Consider the following 19,404-nt stretch of genomic DNA (forward strand, 5'->3'; position numbering starts at 1 on the left):
GTATGTCCATAGATAAATTATCCCCAGAGGGCTTTTCCATTGGAGTGGAGTTACCACTTGACAATGACTGGTCTTCTAAGGGAATACTCAAAAGAGAGGAAAGTGACAGGCCTGCAGGTGTGCCAGATATGCAAGAGCATATAAGACTTATAAAACTTGTCGATGAGTTGGGTTACCGGGCTGCATGGCTTAGGGATGTGCCTCTTTATGATCCAAAGTTTGGGGATGCCGCTCAGGTTTATGAAATCTTTACTTATTTAGGTTTTTTAGCCGCTCATACAAAAAATATTTTACTTGGGAGTGCGGCTATCGTACTTCCACTAAGGGAACCTTGGCTTGTCAGGAAAGCGTATAATACTTTGCAAGTTCTAAGCGAAAATAGATTTTTACTTGGAGTAGCAAGTGGAGATAGACCTGTTGAGTACCCTCTGTTTGAAAAAGATTTTGAGAGTAGAGGTGCAGCATTTAGAAAATCACTTGAGATTATCACGGGTAAAAAAGATTTATCTATGCTTCGAGCAAATAATCTACAACTCTTACCACATGCTCCAGCTCCTAAGGTTCTTGTTGCTGGACTTGCTCAACAAAGTCCAGCATATATCGGCGAGCATTGTAACGGCTGGCTTGCTTATCCAAGAACGCCACAAGAACATGATAAACAAGTCAAACTTTGGAGAGAAGTCGCAAGCGATGACAAACCATATGTAAGTTTTATTCATCTCGATTTTAAAATTGATGAAGATGATGCGCCTATTAAGAGGCATTGGTTTGGGATTAGCACTGGAAAAAATGGTTTGATTGAAGAGTTAAACGCCATGAAAGCAGCAGGTGTTAATCATATAGGATTACAGTTTAGAAAAAACGAAGATGATTTGGAAGATAGTATAAGAAAGATTGCCCAAGAGGTACTTATTTTATTTTAAAAGAGCAAAACTTTCTGTGGTAATTATACTATTAATTGCCATTACTCTGTAATTTCAACACCTTTGCTTTTAGCAATCTCATTTAATAAAGCACCCATCTTTTTAGCTGCTGAAATCATTTCGTCATCTGAATGTTCTTCTAAAATCATTCTCGAAATATCAGGTAAAACTTTTGTGTATAGTTCTCTGGCGTCTTCGTAAGACATTTTTTGATTTTCTATATTTCCCGCTGTTGAGTGCAGTACCATCGCTAAACCAAGAAATAGTTCTTTCGCGTTAAGTTCCACGTCATTATTATTCATGTAAATCCTTTGTATTGTTTTTAAGCAACTGCTGTTTGCATTTTTTTTAAGTATGTTACCATATCTTCAAAATCATTACCCAGTTCAGTCCGGATAACGTCTATATGATTATCGATAAACACAGACGTAAACTCAACTTGAGATAAAGGTACCAGAGTATTAAACGATAATCCTAACTGATCAAAACAGTAATCAAAATCTGTTATCTCATCTTCTTGAGAAATATCAATGGCATGGGTCATTGCCTGCATATTGACTCTCATTATAAAAAGCTGTACGTCTTCTTCTGATAGTGAACTAAGCGAATCACTTAGTCCATTGATTATATAATCGTAAATTATTCTAGAGAGTACGATCTGCTTTTTTGTTTTTAAAGATAGTATTTCCATAACATCACCTTATTATTAGTATTTTGATTATAGCATACTATGATAATCCTCTTAAATAAAGTAGTGAACATTGTGGAATTATTACTAACTAGTAGTATTGTGTGTATCAAGGAATAGAAAATAAAAAGAGGTAAAGATGGAGTTTGAAACAAGTTCTATGCTTATTAAAGACTCTTATTGACTGTAGTGATAAAATTAAGATTTCTATTAAGTTGAAAGAAATTTTAGTTAAATAATTAGGAAGTTATTATGACAAGAAAAGTTTTTTTAAAGTTATTAGCATTAATCTTAGGAGATTTTACAATGCCACTCTTGGCAAAAAAGACCAAAAAAGCTCCTGCTTTTTTCATAGGACATGGAAGTCCAATGAATGCTATCGAAGAAAATACTTATACAAAATTCCTTCATTTAATGTGCTATCCATGAAAGAGTTTAATATATTATCATTAAATTACACCCCTGTGCATGAATCTGCACTTTTCTGATAACCTGGCATGCCTATCACCACTTATTTTAGGTCTCCAACCCAATATAAGTCTCAAAATTTACCCTTGGGGATATAATAAAACGTATCCCAATTATTTTACTGACTCTACAGCGTTTTACACTATTTAAATTTTATTTTGAAAGTAAATTTGTAACTATAGATTAGGCCGGGAGACATGCTAATATTTCTGAAAATTGAAGGAAAGAATATGAGTGGATTAATAATAGGTAAGGTATTAAATATAAAATTTTTATTAGTATTTTTGTCAGTGATAACTTTGCTTGATATCTATTTTATTATTGGAATCTAGGGGGTCAGGCGATAAAATATACTTTAGGGGTCTGACCCCATAGTTCATTTTTCAGAAGTATATCTAAGATTTTTTCTAAGGATATTAAAGGAACTATACTAAGTTCAAAGAAGAGTTTATTATTAATATACTAAAAATATACACATAGTAATTTTTTTTGCTACAATGTTCTCATGATAAGATTTAATAATATTTGGAAAGTATTTTGGATACTAAGCCTGGGGGCAGTATTTTTATTTATTTTACTTCTGTACTTAAACTATAAAAATATTGAAAATAAATATCATCTAGAAATAGAACACTATGCTGATATTATCTCAAAATCAGTTCAAGCTAACTTTTTACAAAAAGAAACAGTTTTAAGTGTTCTTGGTGATAAGCTTATGGCTAATGACACCTACAAGAATGAAAAACTTAGTGCAAAAATATTAAACACTCTAATACAAGAAAATCCTTCCATAGTCGATTTTAATTTAGCAGATACTAAGGGTAATATCCTTCTTAAAACCTCAAGTATTAATCTTAAAAATCGATTTAATATATTAAAAAACGAACTTACATCGGTAAACTTTCAAGAGGCACTTAAGTCTAAACAAATGATTGTTTCAAGAGGCTACTTATCTTCAGAACTAAAACAATGGGTGATTCCTTTACGAAAGGCTATAAGGGATTCTTCTGGAAAGACTTTAGCAGTTGCAACAGCCATTGTATTAAATTCTAAAAACGGTGGTTATTTTGACTACTTAAGACTCTCTAGTGCTAAAGCACTTCTTATTGTAAAAGACTACGATTCTCAACATAAAATATATGTCTCGTATCATAGTGAAACAAGCGACAACTCAAGTCAAAGTATTTATGCTAATCCTCTTCCTGCTGAGATGCTAGCTAACATCAAAAATAAGTTAATCAGAAAAAATAGTAAAAAATTTAATACTATCGAAGAAACAGAAGAAGTTATTAGCATAGAACATGCCGATGCTTTTGGTATTGATAAGATTGCAGGTATAACATACAATAAAAGATATCATCTTTGGATATCTTTGGAGATTGAGAAAGAAAACGTATGGAATGAATTTACTAATATATTTTTTATAAACTTGGCTATATTTATCATTGGTTATAGTATCCTTATTTTTTTATTTAGAAATATAAATACATCTGAAGAAAGAAAAAACAGAGAACTTACTCATCAAGCACAACATGATATATTAACAAGTTTACCAAATCGAACTTATATGTATGCAGAAATAGAAGAATGGAAAAAGAAGCATCCCCATAAGTACTATGTAATGTATCTAGACTTGGATAACTTTAAAAACATTAATGATAAATTTGGACATACTATAGGAGATGAGATTTTAGTTGAAGTTTCTCAAAGGTTAAAATCGTTTTTTACTAGTGAAGATATGCTTGTTAGACAAGGTGGAGATGAGTTTATAGTTTTTAAAGAGGGCATTGATGAAAAGGAACTTGAACAACAAGTTGCAGAATTAATTGTTTTAATATCTAAAATATACCATATAGACAATAAAGAGTTTAGAATAGGAATGAGTGTAGGAATAGCACAGTATCCTGTAGATGCTAGAAGTGTTGAGGAGCTTTTAAGTCTTTCAGATACAGCTATGTATGAAGCCAAAAAACGTAAAAATTCATACTGTCTTTTTTCAGAAAAAATGAGATACACAAATATGATAAATGCTGATATTGAAAGTGAGTTACGTGGAGCTATAGAAAATGATGAACTCTGGATGGTTTACCAGCCCCAAATTAACTCAGATGAAACACTCTATGGGGTTGAAGCTTTAATCAGATGGGAAAACAAGAAGCTCGGGTTTGTAGGACCAGATAAGTTTATAATCATTGCTGAAGAAACTGGTCTTATACGTGAACTGGGTAATTTTATTATGTTGCACTCCTTGAGAGAAATTAAAAGTATTCAAGAAGAGTTAGGTGTTTATTTTGAACTATCTATAAATATTTCTGTTATTCAACTAATGGAAGATGACTTTTTATCAAATTTATTAAAATACATAGAGCAGACTGGTTTTGAGAAGGGCTTGTTGACACTAGAAATAACAGAAAGCTTATCTATCAAAAATCTAGATTATGTACTACCTCTTTTAAGTGAAATCCGTGATAGCGGTATACAGATATCTTTAGATGATTTTGGTACAGGTTACTCTTCATTAAGCATTTTAAGAGACTTGCCTATTACTGAGTTGAAGATAGATAAGAGTTTTGTAGATAAGATACTCTATGATGAAAGTGAAAAAATATTAGTTGAAAGTATAATAAATATTGGCAAAAACTTTAACATGAAAATAGTTGCTGAAGGTGTTGAGAGTCAAGATCAAATTAAAGTTTTAAAGAATGCAAACTGTGATATATTTCAAGGCTATTATTATTCTAAACCACTCACTAAGCATAATTTAATAGAATATTTAACAAAAATAGGTGGGTAGTGTTCAATAATCTGTGTCAGTATCGAGTAATTCCTAAAATTGTATCATAAATTAAGAGCTTTATCTAATCTCCCCTCAAAGTGAATTGAGAGTTGAGAGATAGTTAAGCTCCAGTTTCTAACTGGCATAGTCCATTTTTTTGAGGCATTCTGGATGCCCATATAGAGTAATTTTAATAAGCTATTATCATTAGGGAAAGCACCTTTAGTCTTAGTCAGTGTTCTGAACTGTCGATGCACAGACTCAATGATATTGGTGGTATAGATTACTTTTCTAATATCAGCTGGATATTTAAAATATACAGACAGATTATCCCATTTATTTCTCCAAGAAGTAAAAACGATTGGATATTTTTTACCCCATTTTTCTTCAAGCTTATCGAGTTCAATTTCAGCTTCTTCTTTCGTAAAGGCTTGATAGACTTTCTTCAACTCTTTTGCGAACTGCTTTTGATTAGCGGAACCTACATATTTAAGTGAATTTCGGATTTGATGAACAATACAGAGTTGTACTTCTGTGTCAGGATAGACTGAGTTTATGGCTTCAGGAAAGCCTTTTAAACCATCAACGGAAGCGATGAGTATATCTTTAACACCACGATGAGATAAATCAGTAAGTACCTGTAGCCAGAACTTAGCACCTTCACTCTCATTGAGATAGAGACCAAGTATCTCTTTCTTCCCATCAATGCCGACACCGAGAACGGTATAAAATGCTTTTGAGATATATCTTCCATCCTCTTTTACTTTATAGTGAATCGCATCTAAAAATATAAAAGGATATACTTCTTCAAGAGGACGAACTTTCCACTCTTGAAGCATAGGTATTATTTTATCTGTTACTGTACTGATTGCACCCTTAGAAAAGCCTACACCGTAAATATCTTCGATAAGCTTTGCTATTTGAGAGTAGCTGTTACCATGAGAGTAAAGAGCAAGTATTTTATCTTCTATCTCACCTGACATAGTTCGTTGATTTTTCTTTACAATCTCAGGCTCAAAACTACCACTACGGTCTCTTGGAACATCAAGTTCAAATTCACCATGTTCACTTTTCATAGTTTTAGTGGCATAGCCATTTTTACGGTTCTTTGAGATATCTTGTGTTAAATGGGAATCTATTTCTGCGGAGAGAGCAGCTTCTGTAAGTTGCTTTATTAAAGAGCTTAATGCTCCATCTTTACCACTGATACTCTTACCAGCCTTTATATCACGAGCAAATTGCTCTGCATCTATTTCTATCTTCATCTGTGTGTCCTTGAGTAATTGTTATTTTACCCGATTGACACAGATTTTTAAACGGTCCCAATAGGTGTCAGTTAATCACTATTACTTTTTAACTTTAGGGGTCTGACCCCATTTGGTTACGTTTCTTACAAGGTGATAACAAAACATCTCTTTCTTACTATCTAAGTTACTAGAAATACACTCCAGGAAATAAAGGGATGGGTGTTTGTGTATCGGCGGTCCCCTTTTCTTCGAAATAGTATTTACACAGAAAACTTAATAACATGCATGTGCTGTTTTGAGTATTTACTTACATCAAACAATAATCTGCCTTTTTCCTCAATAAGCCAAATTACCTGTACTTTATTTGGGATTTTAACATGTTCAAAACTTTTTTCTATATCTCCATCTGTAGCACATATTATCATATCAGGTATATCACGACTTGATTGTTCTAATAAGGCCATAAAGCCTGGTTTCATTATGGTTCCACCACTACCTTGTCTCTTTATGAACTTGTCTCGATATCCAAACTTTTCTAAATTTATTTCTCTCACTCTTCATTGTTATCTAAATCTTCGCGAACCTTATCCATATCAAGGCACCTGACATGCGTAATAAGTTCATAAATCGCGGCCTCTGTCAAAGTTCCTTCATGATTAATAACAATAATACCATCTCTCATAATCATTACAGTAGGAACTGAGATAACCCCATAATGTTGGGCGATAACAGACTGATCCTCTGTGTCAATTTTAGCAAAAACTACGTCCGAGTGATGCTCCGATGACTCTTCAAATATCGGGGCAAACTTTTGACAAGGTCCACACCACTCTGCCCAAAAGTCAATTATCACGATTTCGTTATTATCCAGAACTTCATTAAAATTTTTAGTTGTTAAATCTATATAAGCCATAGTCTATCCTTTATTCTTAATTAGCGTATGATTTGACGCATTGTTTTTGTCTTACACAGAAAACATAATAACATGCATCTGCTGTTTTGAGTATTTACTTACATCAAACAATAATCTGCCTTTTTCCTCAATAAGCCAAATTACCTGTACTTTATTTGGGATTTTAACATGTTCAAAACTTTTTTCTATATCTCCATCTGTAGCACATATTATCATATCAGGTATATCACGACTTGATTGTTCTAATAAGGCCTTAAAACCTGGTTCCATTATGGTTCCACCACTACCTTGTCTCTTTATGAACTTGTCTCGAAATCCAAACTTTTCTATGTTTTTTACCTCGGTGTCAACTTGCACCAGGGTAACACTCTTAATAGAATATCTTCTCTGGATGGCTTGGACTTCAGACATCAAAGAAGCAAGAAGTTTGTCATCAACAGAACCTGACACATCAAGTACAACGGCTAGTTTAGGTTGCTTTGTGTAGCTATATCCATATAAGTCTAAATCATCTTGGAAAATGGGATGTTGTCTCGACTTATTTGGTTCTCTGTAGCGTGTAGAATTATTTAAGGAGTTTCGCATCTTTTTGTTAAGTATCTTTTTCCAATCTTTGTGTGAGTTCTTTTTTTTAATGTTACTTAACGCCCCAGTTGCAACACCAGGTGTAAAACCTCTTGCAAAGTCTGTTGAATCATGTATCATCTCATTTAATGTGCTATCCATAAAAGAGTTTAATACATTATCATTAAGTTCAACAGCTTCTTGAAGCTGTTGACCATACTCATGGTTATCCATCTTACACTCACCATTTTTCAAGGCTTCTAAGGTTTTATGAGATAAAGATTTTGACTCTGTACTTATCTCATCTTTTTTTTGGGATGATTCACTCTTTTCATCTGTGTCTTGTGCATCATCTTCTTGGCCATTGCTTAAGGGGTTACTGTTGTCATCTTTGTCTGAGGAAGTATCTGATGGTATATCTATCTCATCATGAGAGCTATTATCTAAGTCATTGTTAGATGATTCATTATTGTCTTGCGCTTCTTTAGAAGAACCTTCTTTTATAGCTTCTTGTATCAGCTCTACATAATATTCAAACTCTCTACCAACCTCATAAGTTTCGATTTGGTACTTTTGAAAAAGAGACTGATAAAAAAGTGTTGCAATAGGCGAATCTTTATAGCTACCAGTACGAGGTAGGTCTTTAATATAAGGAACCTCTCTACATCCATTAATTACTATATCTTTTGCTGTTTCAATCGCTTCTTTATTTATGCTGTTGTCGTAGTTTCCTCGAGCAAAGTGATGGTTAATTATATGTCCCGCACTATGTTTAAGTATGGCAATGATTTGGTCTTTATGAATGACTCCAAGTATCACTGGATTTACGACAATAACAAAATTTTTCCCATTAAAATAAACAGATGAAACAAATGATTCATCAAAGTGAAATTCATATTCACACCTGCTTAGAAAATTTGCATACCAAAGCAACTCATTTGTATTAGAAGCTATCATAGAAATAATCATCTCTTTAAATAGTGTTTTCCAACTACTATCAGGATTAGCAATGATAGACTCAATGGTTTTCATAGAGTAGAGGTAGTCTTGATTACTGTTCAAGTGATGCAGCCTCAGACATTTTTATAACATAAGGCAGTGTTGAAAACTCTGCAATTTTTTCTAGGACATCTTCTTTTTTTTTGCCTTCTCGCCTTGGGTAAACTTCTGTTACTAAATAAATAGTGTAATTAAAGATATTTCGAATTTTTTTTTCCCACATATCAGAAAAGGAGGGGTATTTTACCCTGTACTCTAGTGATAAGTTTCTTATACTGGTTATATCAAGACCTAATTCTATGAGGTAGCTTATGCTTTCATAGGCATGGTGAGCATTCATTGCCTTATTTAGGTGCTCATTATACGACCCGTTAAACTCTATACCTGAGGCATGAAGATATTTTAGTATTTCTACATGATTTTCATTTATGATTTCGACAATAACATCAGTGCCCAATAGGTCTAGATTTGCACCATTATTAACGGCCTGTCGTAAGTCTTTAAGATTTCCTTTAGTGGCAGAAACTTTCATCTTAGCAAAGTGTTGTGCTTGTTTAGAAACACCTTTGTCAATAAAATACTTTTGCAAGGAGTCATTTTCATAGCTATAGGCTATTTCATAGGCATATTCTAAATCATCCATATGGCTGAGAACACTCAAAATTTTAGTATAGTTAAAACATACTGCGTTTGCAATGATTATCTTATTAAATATGATATTTGAGTTTAAAATATATTCGATTATCTCGTCGTTAACGTTTACATCTTTATTGTCTTGTGTTTTTGAGTAGTATTGACTAAGTACAGAATTAAGCGATTCATTTTTGTTTACCCCTATTAAAACCGAAAACTTCATCATGTTCAAATTATTAGTGTCTAATCCCATTCTAAACAAACGTGATTTGTCTGATTCATTCCAAGATTTAAACCCTTCTATAAAGTTAGGTCTTTCTAGATAATACTCAATGATAAATTGTAATAGATCATGCCTTTTATTCTTTGTCTCTCCATGCCAGTTTATTGGAGAGGAACCCATCCATTTGGTTAAAATTTTGTTTGTATCGGCATGTATATTAAAACCATTTTCAATTAACAATTGTAATATTTCTACACTAGCAATCGTTAAAATAGAATATAAAAACAATGAAGCTGGTTTTACACCTTGCTCAATTGCTTGCTTTGCGAGGTCTAAATCACCTATGTTAATGGCGGCGAGAAGCATTCCCCTAAGAAGTTTCTCATCCTTACACGCTTCCACGTTTGGAATTAAAAGATGCAAATATTTTTTGTCTTTTTCTATTGATTTTTGAAGCACATACTCTTTTACTGTAGCGCCAGACTCTAAGAGTAGATTAATAATTTGGTCATTGCCTGTTTGTACAGCTGTATCTAAGGCATTCTTCGGAAGGTGTATATTTAAGTTTACATCAGCACCAAGAGCTAGCCACCGTTTGACCTCGTCTATATTGGCATTTTCACACGCTTGCATGAGATTTTCATGAAGGTAAGATGGTGTCATATTATTGTCCTCGAAGGAGTTCTGCTACATAGGGATTGGTTTTATATATATGTTTCACCAAACCATTAGATACTCTCTCATTAACCCCTAAGTTATATTTTTCATCTACCTTATCTATATAAGTTTGAGCCTCATCGATACCAACTTTTATTGACATAATGTGTTCCTCAGAACTTATATTAAGCATAATTGCAAATATATCATCGCTTACACTCTTAGCTTCTAGGGCGAAGAAGCAAGAGCTAAGAATATTCATCTGAGTTACGGGTTGAGCACGATTCAATTGGGATTGTATTGACTCTATAAGTTCATCATAATGAGAAGTATCATTCTTTTCATTTACTAAATATGCATTGAAGTCTTTTTCTTTATGTAAGTGTAAAAATTCTGTAAGTTGCTCTTGAATTTTGCTAAATACCAAAACTTTAGAGCTCTTAAGATAGTTAACAAGTTTAGGTGTAACATCTTTACTAGATACGGTAGATAAAAGGCTTAGTAAGTTATTATCACTTGTACTGTTTTTCTCATAAGAGTATAGTAGTCTAGAAATCATATCCCATCTTCTTGGATCCATTCCTGGATCACTCATATCATCCTCATTGCTTTGAAGTAAAAAGTCAGAACGATTATTATCAAGGTAGCTAATGATTAAGGGGTGAACCCTTTGTCTATTGTTTTTCTTATCATACAAAAGAGCATAACTCTTTTTCCATGCCTCAAGCGTAGCTTTAACCTTTACGATGGCCATTCGACTTAGCATAGCCTTGTCAAGTGACTCAACAAGGTAATTACCGTCATCTACGGGATTACCAGCACAGACAATAAACAAAGACTCTGGTAATTTAATGCTATCAGATCCAAACTCTCTTTTAAGTATTAGGTTCATTAAACTTTGAAGATTTTGTGGCTCCGCACGGTTGAGCTCATCTATAAAAAGAAGTGTTTCTTTATTGTTTTTATCATTGTGAAGTATTGTTGATACCCAGTTAGGTATAGACTTCTTAAATACAGTAAATTTTTGATCATTAAAGCCTGCTACAATATCTGTTGAAACTGTCCTACCGTAAAACTCTATATGATCTAAAGAAGCCACTCCCATAATGATACAATCCATCTCTTTTGACGCAGCATACTGCTCTATAATCGATGTCTTACCTATCCCAGACTCACCCTCTAAATAGGGGACAATTTGGGATTCTTTGTATATATCTAAATGTGAAAAACTAATGTTCATCTATGTTCCTCTATCTTTTATGCTATTTTATTAAAGTGCACCTTTAAAAGCCCTATACTAGCTCAGCGATAAATATTAGTGGAAATTAAATGAAGAATGAAGTAAATAAAAATCTATGTATTTTGAAGATTTAAAGTAGTAATATAAGTGGCAGTAAATAGGCAGTTTAATCTGCCTGTTTACTAGAAAAAGAGAAGATTACATCCCTAAATAAGGTTTTAAAACTTCAGGAATATCTATACTTCCATCTTCGTTTTGATTGTTTTCCATGATAGCTACAAGCGTACGACCGACAGCAAGAGAACTACCGTTTAGCGTATTTACAAAGCTGTTTTTCTTTCCATCTTTGTATCTTATTTTTGCGCGACGAGCTTGGAAATCTCTTGTGTTAGAGATTGAGGAGATTTCTCTGTATGTTGCTTGTCCTGGTAGCCAAACTTCGATGTCTGTAGTATATGCAGCACCAAATCCTAGATCACCAGTACAAAGGTTTACAAGGCGATGAGGTAACTCTAACGCAGTTAAGATGTCTGACGCACATGTTACCATCTCCTCAAATATTTTCTCACTCTCTTCTGGTTTAACTATAGCCACAAGCTCAACTTTGTGAAACTGGTGTTGTCTTATCATGCCACGGGTGTCACGTCCTGCCGCGCCTGCTTCTTTTCTAAAACATGACGTATAAGCAGTCATTTTTTTAGGAAGTTCATCTTCTGCTAAAATCTCATCTTGGTAAAGATTTGTTACTGGAACTTCAGCAGTTGGGATGAGAAAAAGCTCTTGCCCGTCCATCTTATATAAGTCGTCTTCAAACTTTGGAAGTTGACCAGTACCTTCTAGTGCAGTGCGATTAACAAGTGCTGGAACACTTACTTCATCAAAACCACGACTACGATTAAAGTCAAGCATGAAGTTTATGAGCGCACGTTCAAGTCTCGCCCCCATACCAAATGAAACGCTAAAACGCGAAGTAGCTAACTTAACGCCACGTTCAAAATCTATCCATCCATTTTGCTCTGCTAACTCCCAGTGCTCTTTTGGAGGGAAGCTAAACTCTTTTGGCGTTAAAACTTTCTTTAACTCTATATTATCCTCTTCATCTTTGCCATCTGGAACAGAATCATCTGGCATATTTGGTACTGCCATAGCAAGACTCTCTAGTGCTTCAGTAGCAGTTCGTTGCACTTCTATAGCTTCTGCAACTTTTACTTTGTTCTCATCTACTCGAGCCTTAAGTTCTGCTATGTCTTTACCCTCGCGTTTATAAACGCCAAACTCTTTACTCATAGCATTTTGTGCAGCTTGAAGAGTCTCGTAAGCTACTTTAGCTACTTTTAGCTCTTCATTTTTTGCTTTAAGCTCTTCAAGAAGCTCTGTGCTCACACCTTTTCTTATAAGTTTCGCACTAACGCTTTGAAAATCTTTTTGGAGTAGTTTTAAATCAATCATTTTTTCCCTTACTTATTATCTAGTTATTTTAGTATATCTTTTGCTACTTGAAACTGGTTCGCTGTCATGAGGTGTATCTTTGGATGAAGAACTTTTAACTCATCAAAAAGAGTTTTACTAAGATCAAATCCAACTTTGTACTCTTCCTCAGGTCCCTTAGTATTTGCTACGCGAAGTTTTTCTAGCCATATATCTGGAACATTTATACCCGGCACATGAGCGGATAGAAACTGAGCAGTACGGAGTTTTGTGATAGGAAAGACACCGAAGATCAGCTCTCCTTTTTTCTTGTCAGGACAACACTCTCTGTTTGCGTTTTCTTTAAGCTCTAAAAGAAGTTTTGCACTCTCTATGTCGTAAACAGGTTGCGTTATGATTCCCTGTGCACCATGTTTTATCTTTTTTTGTATCTTCTTCTGTAATGTTTTTGGGTTTTTTGCATAAGCATTTACAACCGCAAACGGAATTATTTTTTGTGGCTCAGGCGATAACGGCTTACCTGCATGGTCCATTCCTGCGTTAAACGCAGAGATGATGTCAAGGAGTAAAGAACTGTCACCCTCAAAAACGCCTTTTGTATGAGGTTGGTCACTCATAGTGGCAGGATCGCCAGTAAGCGCTAGTATGGCTCTGATATCTACTTCATTAGCGCCAAGCAAGTCTGATTGCAGAGCGATTTTATTTCTATCTCTCATCGCCATTGTTGCAATAACTGGTTTGTCAAATCTTTCTTGAAGCATCTTAGCGGCAAAAAGAGCGTTGTACTTTAGTTTTGCTAGTGGATTGTCCGTTGTTGAAAAAGCGTCTACGTATTTGTCAAGTTCTAAAGCCGCTATTTTTTCTATGGTTGGTTTAAAAACAGGTGAGTGACCGGGAGTCGTCTCTAGAGTGATATACGTACCACTATTTAGTTTTTCTATAAGAGTGTCAAACAAATATAAAGTCCTCTTTGGATATAATTGCGACATTATAACAAAGAGAGAAAAAATATATGTTGAAATTAGCAGTTTTTGATTTTGATTCTACGTTGATGGATGGCGAGACTATCGACTTTTTCGCTGAGGAACTTGGAATAGGTGAAGAAGTAGCTCGTATTACTGAAGAAGCGATGAGTGGAAGACTAGACTTTTTTGAGTCGCTTCAGCAAAGAGTAGGGCTTTTAAAAGGTCTAGACTTTTCAGTTGTGCAGAAGATAAGTCAAAACCTCCCTTATATGCCAGGCGCCATAGAGACTATTGCCGCACTTAAAGCTAAGGGCGTAAAAGTAGTATGTTTTAGCGGTGGTTTTAGAACTGCGACTGGATATGCAAAAGATATACTCGGATACGATGCGGATTTTTCAAATGTTTTACATGAAAAAGATGGAAAACTTACTGGTCTTGTTGGTGGAGATATGATGTTCTCTCACTCTAAGGGCGACATGTTACAGCGTTTACAGAAGATCCTTGGCGTTAGTGAAGAAGAGACGTTAGTATGTGGTGATGGCGCAAATGATTTAAGTATGTTTGCGCATGCCGGAACAAGAGTGGCGTTTTGCGCTAGAGAGATTTTAGAAAAAGAGGCAAACATAGTTATAAAAACTAAAGATTTGACTCAAATACTGGAGAAAATATAATATGTTAGATAGTACAGTTTGGAGACAACACCACAAAGACAATAGTTTTAGAAGATATATATCTGAATTTTGTATTATTGATGAGATTGATTTACTAGTTGAAGATAAAGAGTTATATAGCGTTTTAAAAGCTAAGCTTACAAAAAAAGAACTCAAACTTTTCGCTATGGACTGTGCAAACGTTGGTGATGACACTTTGAAAAAAGAGTTTTCTTACGATGATGCAGCCTTAGAAAAAGCGAAGTTTAAACTTTATAAAAAACTAAAACAAGACAAAACAAGACTAGACTTTAAAGAATCGTCTAGAACAAGAGAGGGGTAATTTAGAAACTTTAAACTAAAGTTTCTAAATCATGCATTACGATTAATCAATTATTTATATAATAGATTGTAGGATATCAATAGTATATTATTAAAAGGAAATCTAAATGAAAAAAACAACTTCGTTATTACTAGCTGCAATGGTAGCAGGATCAGTTTTCACTACAAGTGCAATGGCTGACGCTAAAAAAGGTCAAAAATACTACCTTAAAAAGTTAAAAGTTTGTAAAAAAGATGGTCTTAAAAACGGTGCTGTTTTCGCAACTAAGCATGATCGTAAGTCTTGGGAAGATTTAAAAGCTTCTGGAAAACTTATGGATGAGTGGAAGACAATCTGTCCAAGCGGTGCTAAAAAGTTCAAAAAAATGAAAGAAAAAGATATTACAAATGTATATGACTTCGTTTGGAAATATGCTTCTGATGGTGAAGTTCCATCTTGTGGTTAATCTAAAACAACTTTTTTAAGAGCTTTATGCTCTTAAAAGATCTACTCTACTTACTTCCTTAGATATCTAAAAATCAAAACAAAATCTTTTAAATTAAAAAGCAATTTAGTGTTAGTATAACTTTTACACCATAAAGCTTTAGTTACCTAAAACTTTATAGTAAATATTTATTGTGCCCCGTAAAAAGTAGAATCAATCTCTTCTGTAAACTGAGCAATTGAAAATGTGATTAAATTTGCTAAATCTTGAGGTTCTTTTTCAAGATTTGGTCCTTTTAGTGGCATGTATTGTACTTGTGGTCGTTGTCCATTTGCTTCATATGTAAACTGAATATATGGGTCATCAGATACATTACGATTTTCTACTGTCATTAAAACTTCAGGAATATAATAATCAATTTGTACATCAGGATTTACGCCAACATTATCTATAATTCCAACAACCGCCTCTAGTGTTTCTTTATGTGCATCTAACATAGTATTTCTCCGATATGAGTGTTTATTTATAAATAAACATAGAGGAGTGAAACTCCCCATATCTGCAGAGTCTATCTTTTCTAAACTATTGGATAGAAGGTGCAACTAACTTTCCTATAACTTTTGATTTATTTGTTGAGTTCTTTTTCCATAGTTCTCCAAAATCACCTTGAGCATAGTCTTAAAAGTTTTATGCTCTAAATAGTACTAAATTAAGCTTTTATCTAAAAGATTAAGCTCAATCTCCGCTTGCTATTTAATTGTAACTCAATATGTTAAAGTAATAATATAAAATTTGATATCAATGTAAATAATTAAGAAGAAAAAAATGTTTGAAGAAAGATAGTTAAGAGATATGATGACTTTTTTAAATTCCTAAGTCATCCATAAAACGATTTGCAAAGATAACACCCTCTTCTTTAAAGCGGGTAGAAATTTCTGGAGTGTAGATTTCATCAGCAGTAGCAGAAAAGAGTTCTATCCAACGCATAAAACTCTCTCTTGTTAAATGGGCTATGCCAAAGTGAGCACCAGATGGATTACCCCAATAAGGGCCTTCATCTAACAAAGAAGCCATCCAAAAATCTACTAGCAATCCTATATGGTATTCCCAGTCTTCATTTGTAATATCTGGACCAAGTTCATGAATAAAAAAAGGGCCTATCATATCATCTGCAATAGTTTTTTTATAAAACAGAGTCATTAGAACTCTTAAGTTTTCTCGGTTAATACTCTTTTGAAGTTCTATATTTTATCCTTTAGTCACAAATCATCTATAAATACATTAGTATAAAAAAGGTAGAGATAATTTTTTGAAATTATAGCAAAAATTAAATAGGGATTGGAGTGAGTCTATTTCTTGGTTGTAAATTCAAGCTGACCGCTACTGTATGTCATTCCAAAACTATCTGCTAGATTATATACCTGTTTTAAAGCACTTTTAAAATCTTCTGTAGTAAGGGTTGAAAGAGGATGAATAAAAGCAGCATAAAGGACATTTTCAGAAACTGCATAACGAGCATCTAGAGCTAAGTGAAAGTTTGAATTCATCAGAGAGTCTTTAATCTTTGGAGCTAAAGGAGAGTAGGCTGTAATAGGAGAAATGATTCTCATTCTATTGTGCTCCTCATCTGAGAGAAGTACCATCTTTGTGCCTCGGTATTTGAAAAATAGATAACCTATATCTTCTTCTAATATTTCTGTATCAGCTGAGCTCTTTGCGATGTGGTGAAGAATCTCTTGAGTCATCGGAGATTCGATTTTTATAATAGGGTGTTCTTGAGTTAAACTTTTTAATGTATGCTTTTTCATTGTTTTTTTATGATTATACCCTATAAATAGGAAAGAGGATGATTATTATCGAAGTTTATTTGTGGTGGAGACGTGCGGGATCGAACCGCAGTCCTAAAACTAATTTTCTATGACGTCTACATGCTTAGAGAAGTTGTTAAAGTTTAATTCTGCTTCACACACCTTGCAAAGCTACACAGAACGAGTCTCGGAATTCGTATAAAGCTGAGACAGACTTTATATATATCTACATAAGGGTTATACTTCGAGTCCTATTTATCTAGAGTCCATAGGTGAAGCAGCCCGTCCTCTAAGAGGGGGTAAAACTTAAGCTACTGCTAAAGCTGGGCGGTAATTTGTATTGTTTGCGTTTAAGCAATTTTGAGCCGTGTAACGGAAGTGCTCAGTCCGACATGCAATCATAGACTACTAGCTCCAGTCGAAGCCATGTCGTCCCCAAAATATCTCAATACAAAGATATATAAAAGTATATCAAATATTTAGTTATTAAAAAAATTAAAAGGAATTTGATATTTAAAAGGTGGTGGCCAATCTCGGAATCGAACCAAGGACACACTGATTTTCAGTCAGTTGCTCTACCGACTGAGCTAATTGGCCACGGTAAATGTTTTGTAATAAAAAGTCTTTAAAAGGTGGTGGCCAATCTCGGAATCGAACCAAGGACACACTGATTTTCAGTCAGTTGCTCTACCGACTGAGCTAATTGGCCATCTTTTAAAGAGCGACATTATATCCCGTTGGTACTGAAAGTAAGCTTATGAGGAAGTGAGTAGCTTAAGCCCTTTTACAACGACTTTTTTTTCAAGTTCTTTTATTTTTATTTCAAGGCCTTCTGCTGTTTCACCTTCTTGTATGATTAACTCTTCTTGAAGGATTATTTTTCCCTCATCATACTCTTCATTTACTTCATGAAGTGTCACGCCACTTTTTGGCTCTGCGTTTTTTATCACCGCTTGATGAACTAGACTGCCATACATACCTTTACCACCGTACTGAGGAAGAAGGGAAGGGTGCGAGTTAAGAACTGTGAAGTTCTGAGTTATGGAGGGATTTATCTTTTTCATGTAGCCCGCTAAGAACACATATTTACAATTGTACTTTTTTAAAAGCTGGGATATCTCTTTATCAACATCCTCAACATTTTTGCTGTTTATGACAAAAGCGTCTACATTTCGCTCTCTTGCTTTATTTAGTACATTCGCATTTGTATTATTCGTGATTATTAGAGGGATGTTTAAATCTAGTTGTTTAGCTTGAACTGCATCATAGATAGAATCAAATGAACTTCCATTATAGGAAGCTAAAATAGCAATATTTTCCATTATCTGATTTTTAAACTTATTAGAGCTAAGAGATTTGAGAGTACTGCGATAATCCAAAATCTTACTATTATTTTATTTTCAGCCCAGTTTTTCATCTCAAAATGGTGATGGATAGGGGCCATTAAAAAAACTCTTTTTTTACGTAGCTTGTAGCTTCCCACTTGTAAAATTACAGAGAGTGTTTCAATCACAAAAATTGAACCAATAAGAAGTAAAAGAATTTCACTCTTTGTAATGATGGAAAGGTAACCTAAAAAAGCACCAATTGTTAAGGATCCACTATCTCCCATAAAAACTTCAGCAGGGTGACAGTTGTACCATAAAAAGCCACTAAGAGCTCCCATTAAGGCACTTGCGATGATAGCAACTTCACCTACATTAAAGTTTGGCATAAGTAGGTAAGCACTTATTTTTGCATGACCAGTTATATATATAATGATGCTAAATGTTGTCAAAGCGACTATTGAGGGAACAGTGGCAAGTCCATCTAGTCCATCTGTTAAGTTTACAGCGTTTGATGTTGAAACAATGACTAAAACCCATAAAATTAATGCGAACATTCCCATCTCTAAAACAGGTGATTTAAGAAATGGCACATAAAGTTCAGTGTTAAAGTTTGCATAAAAGAGGATAAATGAAGCAACGATTAGTGATGAAATTATTTGTAGTAGTAGTTTTGTTCTAGCTTTAAGACCTGCTAGGTTTTCACTCTTTTTGATTTTTGCATAATCATCTTGGAAGCCTATAAGAGAAAATAGCACTATGGTCATTAAGCCAGCAATTGCATAGGGATTATCTAGCTTTACCGTGAATAAAGATGCGATAAGCGTAGAGCCTATAAAGACTATGCCTCCCATAGTAGGTGTTGAGACTTTTTCTTTGTGTCTATCTGGTGCCCACTCGTTTATGGGTTGAACTCGAGACGTTCTTTGTGCCCATTTTATAAAAAGTGGCATAAGAAAGAGTGTTAAAAAAAGAGCTATGAAAAATGAAAATCCAGCTCGGATAGTGATGTAACCTAAAATATTTATGTCTAAAAAATCATGTAACCAGTAAAGCAATAGTTGTCCTGTTAGGAAGGGATTATAGTAAATTAAAAGTGACATTATAGTATAATCCTCAAATAAATTTAT

The 19,404-nt window shown here is 34.1% G+C and carries 21 protein-coding genes, 2 tRNA genes and 1 other RNA gene; 6 read left to right on the forward strand and 18 right to left on the reverse strand.

The window, feature by feature from the left end:
• Positions 1-2 precede the first annotated feature (2 nt).
• Positions 3-923 (forward strand): LLM class flavin-dependent oxidoreductase, encoded by a 921-nt coding sequence (locus tag GJV85_RS02805; RefSeq protein WP_207562361.1) that lies wholly within the window; start codon positions 3-5, stop codon positions 921-923.
• A 41-nt stretch (positions 924-964) separates the two neighbouring features.
• On the opposite strand, the gene GJV85_RS02810 is transcribed toward GJV85_RS02805, so the two are convergent.
• Positions 965-1,225: a hypothetical protein gene (locus GJV85_RS02810; RefSeq protein ID WP_207562362.1), complete on the reverse strand. Its 261-nt coding sequence runs from the start codon at positions 1,223-1,225 to the stop codon at positions 965-967.
• Positions 1,226-1,245: 20 nt separating this feature from the next.
• Positions 1,246-1,614, reverse strand: a complete 369-nt coding sequence (locus GJV85_RS02815) for a hypothetical protein (RefSeq protein WP_207562363.1) — start codon at positions 1,612-1,614, stop codon at positions 1,246-1,248.
• A 249-nt stretch (positions 1,615-1,863) separates the two neighbouring features.
• Between GJV85_RS02815 and GJV85_RS02820 the strand changes: the two genes are divergently transcribed.
• Together GJV85_RS02820 and GJV85_RS02825 are read left to right on the forward strand one after the other, a co-directional pair.
• The gene (locus GJV85_RS02820; RefSeq protein WP_207562364.1) at positions 1,864-2,040 is read left to right on the forward strand and encodes a hypothetical protein; all 177 of its coding nucleotides are present in this window, start codon (positions 1,864-1,866) and stop codon (positions 2,038-2,040) included.
• Positions 2,041-2,584: 544 nt separating this feature from the next.
• On the forward strand, positions 2,585-4,873 hold the full coding sequence (locus GJV85_RS02825) for a bifunctional diguanylate cyclase/phosphodiesterase (protein ID WP_207562365.1): 2,289 nt from the start codon (positions 2,585-2,587) through the stop codon (positions 4,871-4,873).
• A 44-nt stretch (positions 4,874-4,917) separates the two neighbouring features.
• Here GJV85_RS02825 and GJV85_RS02830 read toward each other — a convergent pair whose 3' ends face one another.
• The 8 genes from GJV85_RS02830 to GJV85_RS02865 all read right to left on the reverse strand — a co-directional run bounded on the left by GJV85_RS02830 (position 4,918) and on the right by GJV85_RS02865 (position 13,715).
• A complete protein-coding gene (locus GJV85_RS02830) occupies positions 4,918-6,120 on the reverse strand; it encodes an IS256 family transposase (protein WP_207561025.1) in 1,203 nt (400 codons plus the stop codon).
• A gap of 242 nt (positions 6,121-6,362) precedes the next feature.
• Positions 6,363-6,581 (reverse strand): hypothetical protein, encoded by a 219-nt coding sequence (locus GJV85_RS02835; RefSeq protein ID WP_207562366.1) that lies wholly within the window; start codon positions 6,579-6,581, stop codon positions 6,363-6,365.
• 71 nt (positions 6,582-6,652) lie between these two features.
• Entirely contained in the window at positions 6,653-7,015 is a 363-nt protein-coding gene (gene trxA, locus GJV85_RS02840) for a thioredoxin (RefSeq protein ID WP_207562367.1), read from the reverse strand.
• Between the two features lie 51 nt (positions 7,016-7,066).
• The gene (locus tag GJV85_RS02845) at positions 7,067-8,641 is read right to left on the reverse strand and encodes a VWA-like domain-containing protein (protein WP_207562368.1); all 1,575 of its coding nucleotides are present in this window, start codon (positions 8,639-8,641) and stop codon (positions 7,067-7,069) included.
• A complete protein-coding gene (locus tag GJV85_RS02850; RefSeq protein ID WP_207562369.1) occupies positions 8,631-10,097 on the reverse strand; it encodes an ankyrin repeat domain-containing protein in 1,467 nt (488 codons plus the stop codon). The genes GJV85_RS02845 and GJV85_RS02850 overlap by 11 nt, the downstream gene beginning before the upstream one ends.
• A gap of 1 nt (position 10,098) precedes the next feature.
• A complete protein-coding gene (locus GJV85_RS02855; protein ID WP_207562370.1) occupies positions 10,099-11,331 on the reverse strand; it encodes an AAA family ATPase in 1,233 nt (410 codons plus the stop codon).
• Between the two features lie 198 nt (positions 11,332-11,529).
• On the reverse strand, positions 11,530-12,780 hold the full coding sequence (gene serS, locus GJV85_RS02860) for a serine--tRNA ligase (RefSeq protein ID WP_207562371.1): 1,251 nt from the start codon (positions 12,778-12,780) through the stop codon (positions 11,530-11,532).
• 23 nt (positions 12,781-12,803) lie between these two features.
• A complete protein-coding gene (locus tag GJV85_RS02865; RefSeq protein ID WP_207562372.1) occupies positions 12,804-13,715 on the reverse strand; it encodes a methylenetetrahydrofolate reductase in 912 nt (303 codons plus the stop codon).
• Positions 13,716-13,771: 56 nt separating this feature from the next.
• Here GJV85_RS02865 and serB point away from each other — a divergent pair, with 56 nt between their 5' ends.
• The 3 genes from serB (at position 13,772) to GJV85_RS02880 (ending at position 15,162) form a co-directional block, all read left to right on the forward strand.
• Positions 13,772-14,395 (forward strand): phosphoserine phosphatase SerB, encoded by a 624-nt coding sequence (serB, locus tag GJV85_RS02870; RefSeq protein WP_207562373.1) that lies wholly within the window; start codon positions 13,772-13,774, stop codon positions 14,393-14,395.
• A gap of 1 nt (position 14,396) precedes the next feature.
• Entirely contained in the window at positions 14,397-14,717 is a 321-nt protein-coding gene (locus GJV85_RS02875) for a hypothetical protein (RefSeq protein WP_207562374.1), read from the forward strand.
• 106 nt (positions 14,718-14,823) lie between these two features.
• Positions 14,824-15,162, forward strand: a complete 339-nt coding sequence (locus tag GJV85_RS02880) for a cytochrome C (protein ID WP_207562375.1) — start codon at positions 14,824-14,826, stop codon at positions 15,160-15,162.
• Between the two features lie 167 nt (positions 15,163-15,329).
• Here the strand turns inward: GJV85_RS02880 and GJV85_RS02885 are convergent, their stop codons facing one another.
• From GJV85_RS02885 to mraY, 8 genes are all read right to left on the reverse strand, one after another.
• Positions 15,330-15,638: a hypothetical protein gene (locus GJV85_RS02885; RefSeq protein ID WP_207562376.1), complete on the reverse strand. Its 309-nt coding sequence runs from the start codon at positions 15,636-15,638 to the stop codon at positions 15,330-15,332.
• 367 nt (positions 15,639-16,005) lie between these two features.
• Positions 16,006-16,341 (reverse strand): group III truncated hemoglobin, encoded by a 336-nt coding sequence (locus GJV85_RS02890; protein WP_207562377.1) that lies wholly within the window; start codon positions 16,339-16,341, stop codon positions 16,006-16,008.
• A gap of 149 nt (positions 16,342-16,490) precedes the next feature.
• Positions 16,491-16,949 carry a hypothetical protein gene (locus GJV85_RS02895; protein ID WP_207562378.1) on the reverse strand — a complete coding sequence of 153 codons (459 nt, stop codon included), beginning with the start codon at positions 16,947-16,949 and terminating at the stop codon, positions 16,491-16,493.
• 62 nt (positions 16,950-17,011) lie between these two features.
• Positions 17,012-17,386, reverse strand: a transfer-messenger RNA (tmRNA) gene (gene ssrA / locus GJV85_RS02900).
• Positions 17,387-17,470: 84 nt separating this feature from the next.
• Positions 17,471-17,546, reverse strand: a tRNA-Phe gene (locus GJV85_RS02905).
• A 36-nt stretch (positions 17,547-17,582) separates the two neighbouring features.
• A tRNA-Phe gene (locus tag GJV85_RS02910) sits at positions 17,583-17,658 on the reverse strand.
• A 46-nt stretch (positions 17,659-17,704) separates the two neighbouring features.
• Complete coding sequence (locus tag GJV85_RS02915) at positions 17,705-18,271, reverse strand: formyltransferase family protein (protein ID WP_207562379.1); 567 nt, start codon at positions 18,269-18,271, stop codon at positions 17,705-17,707.
• On the reverse strand, positions 18,271-19,332 hold the full coding sequence (gene mraY, locus GJV85_RS02920) for a phospho-N-acetylmuramoyl-pentapeptide-transferase (protein ID WP_207563118.1): 1,062 nt from the start codon (positions 19,330-19,332) through the stop codon (positions 18,271-18,273). Before mraY ends, GJV85_RS02915 begins: the two co-directional genes overlap by 1 nt.
• Between the last annotated feature and the right edge of the window lie 72 nt (positions 19,333-19,404).

It is taken from the genome of Sulfurimonas aquatica (genome assembly GCF_017357825.1).
Classification (GTDB): domain Bacteria; phylum Campylobacterota; class Campylobacteria; order Campylobacterales; family Sulfurimonadaceae; genus Sulfurimonas; species Sulfurimonas aquatica.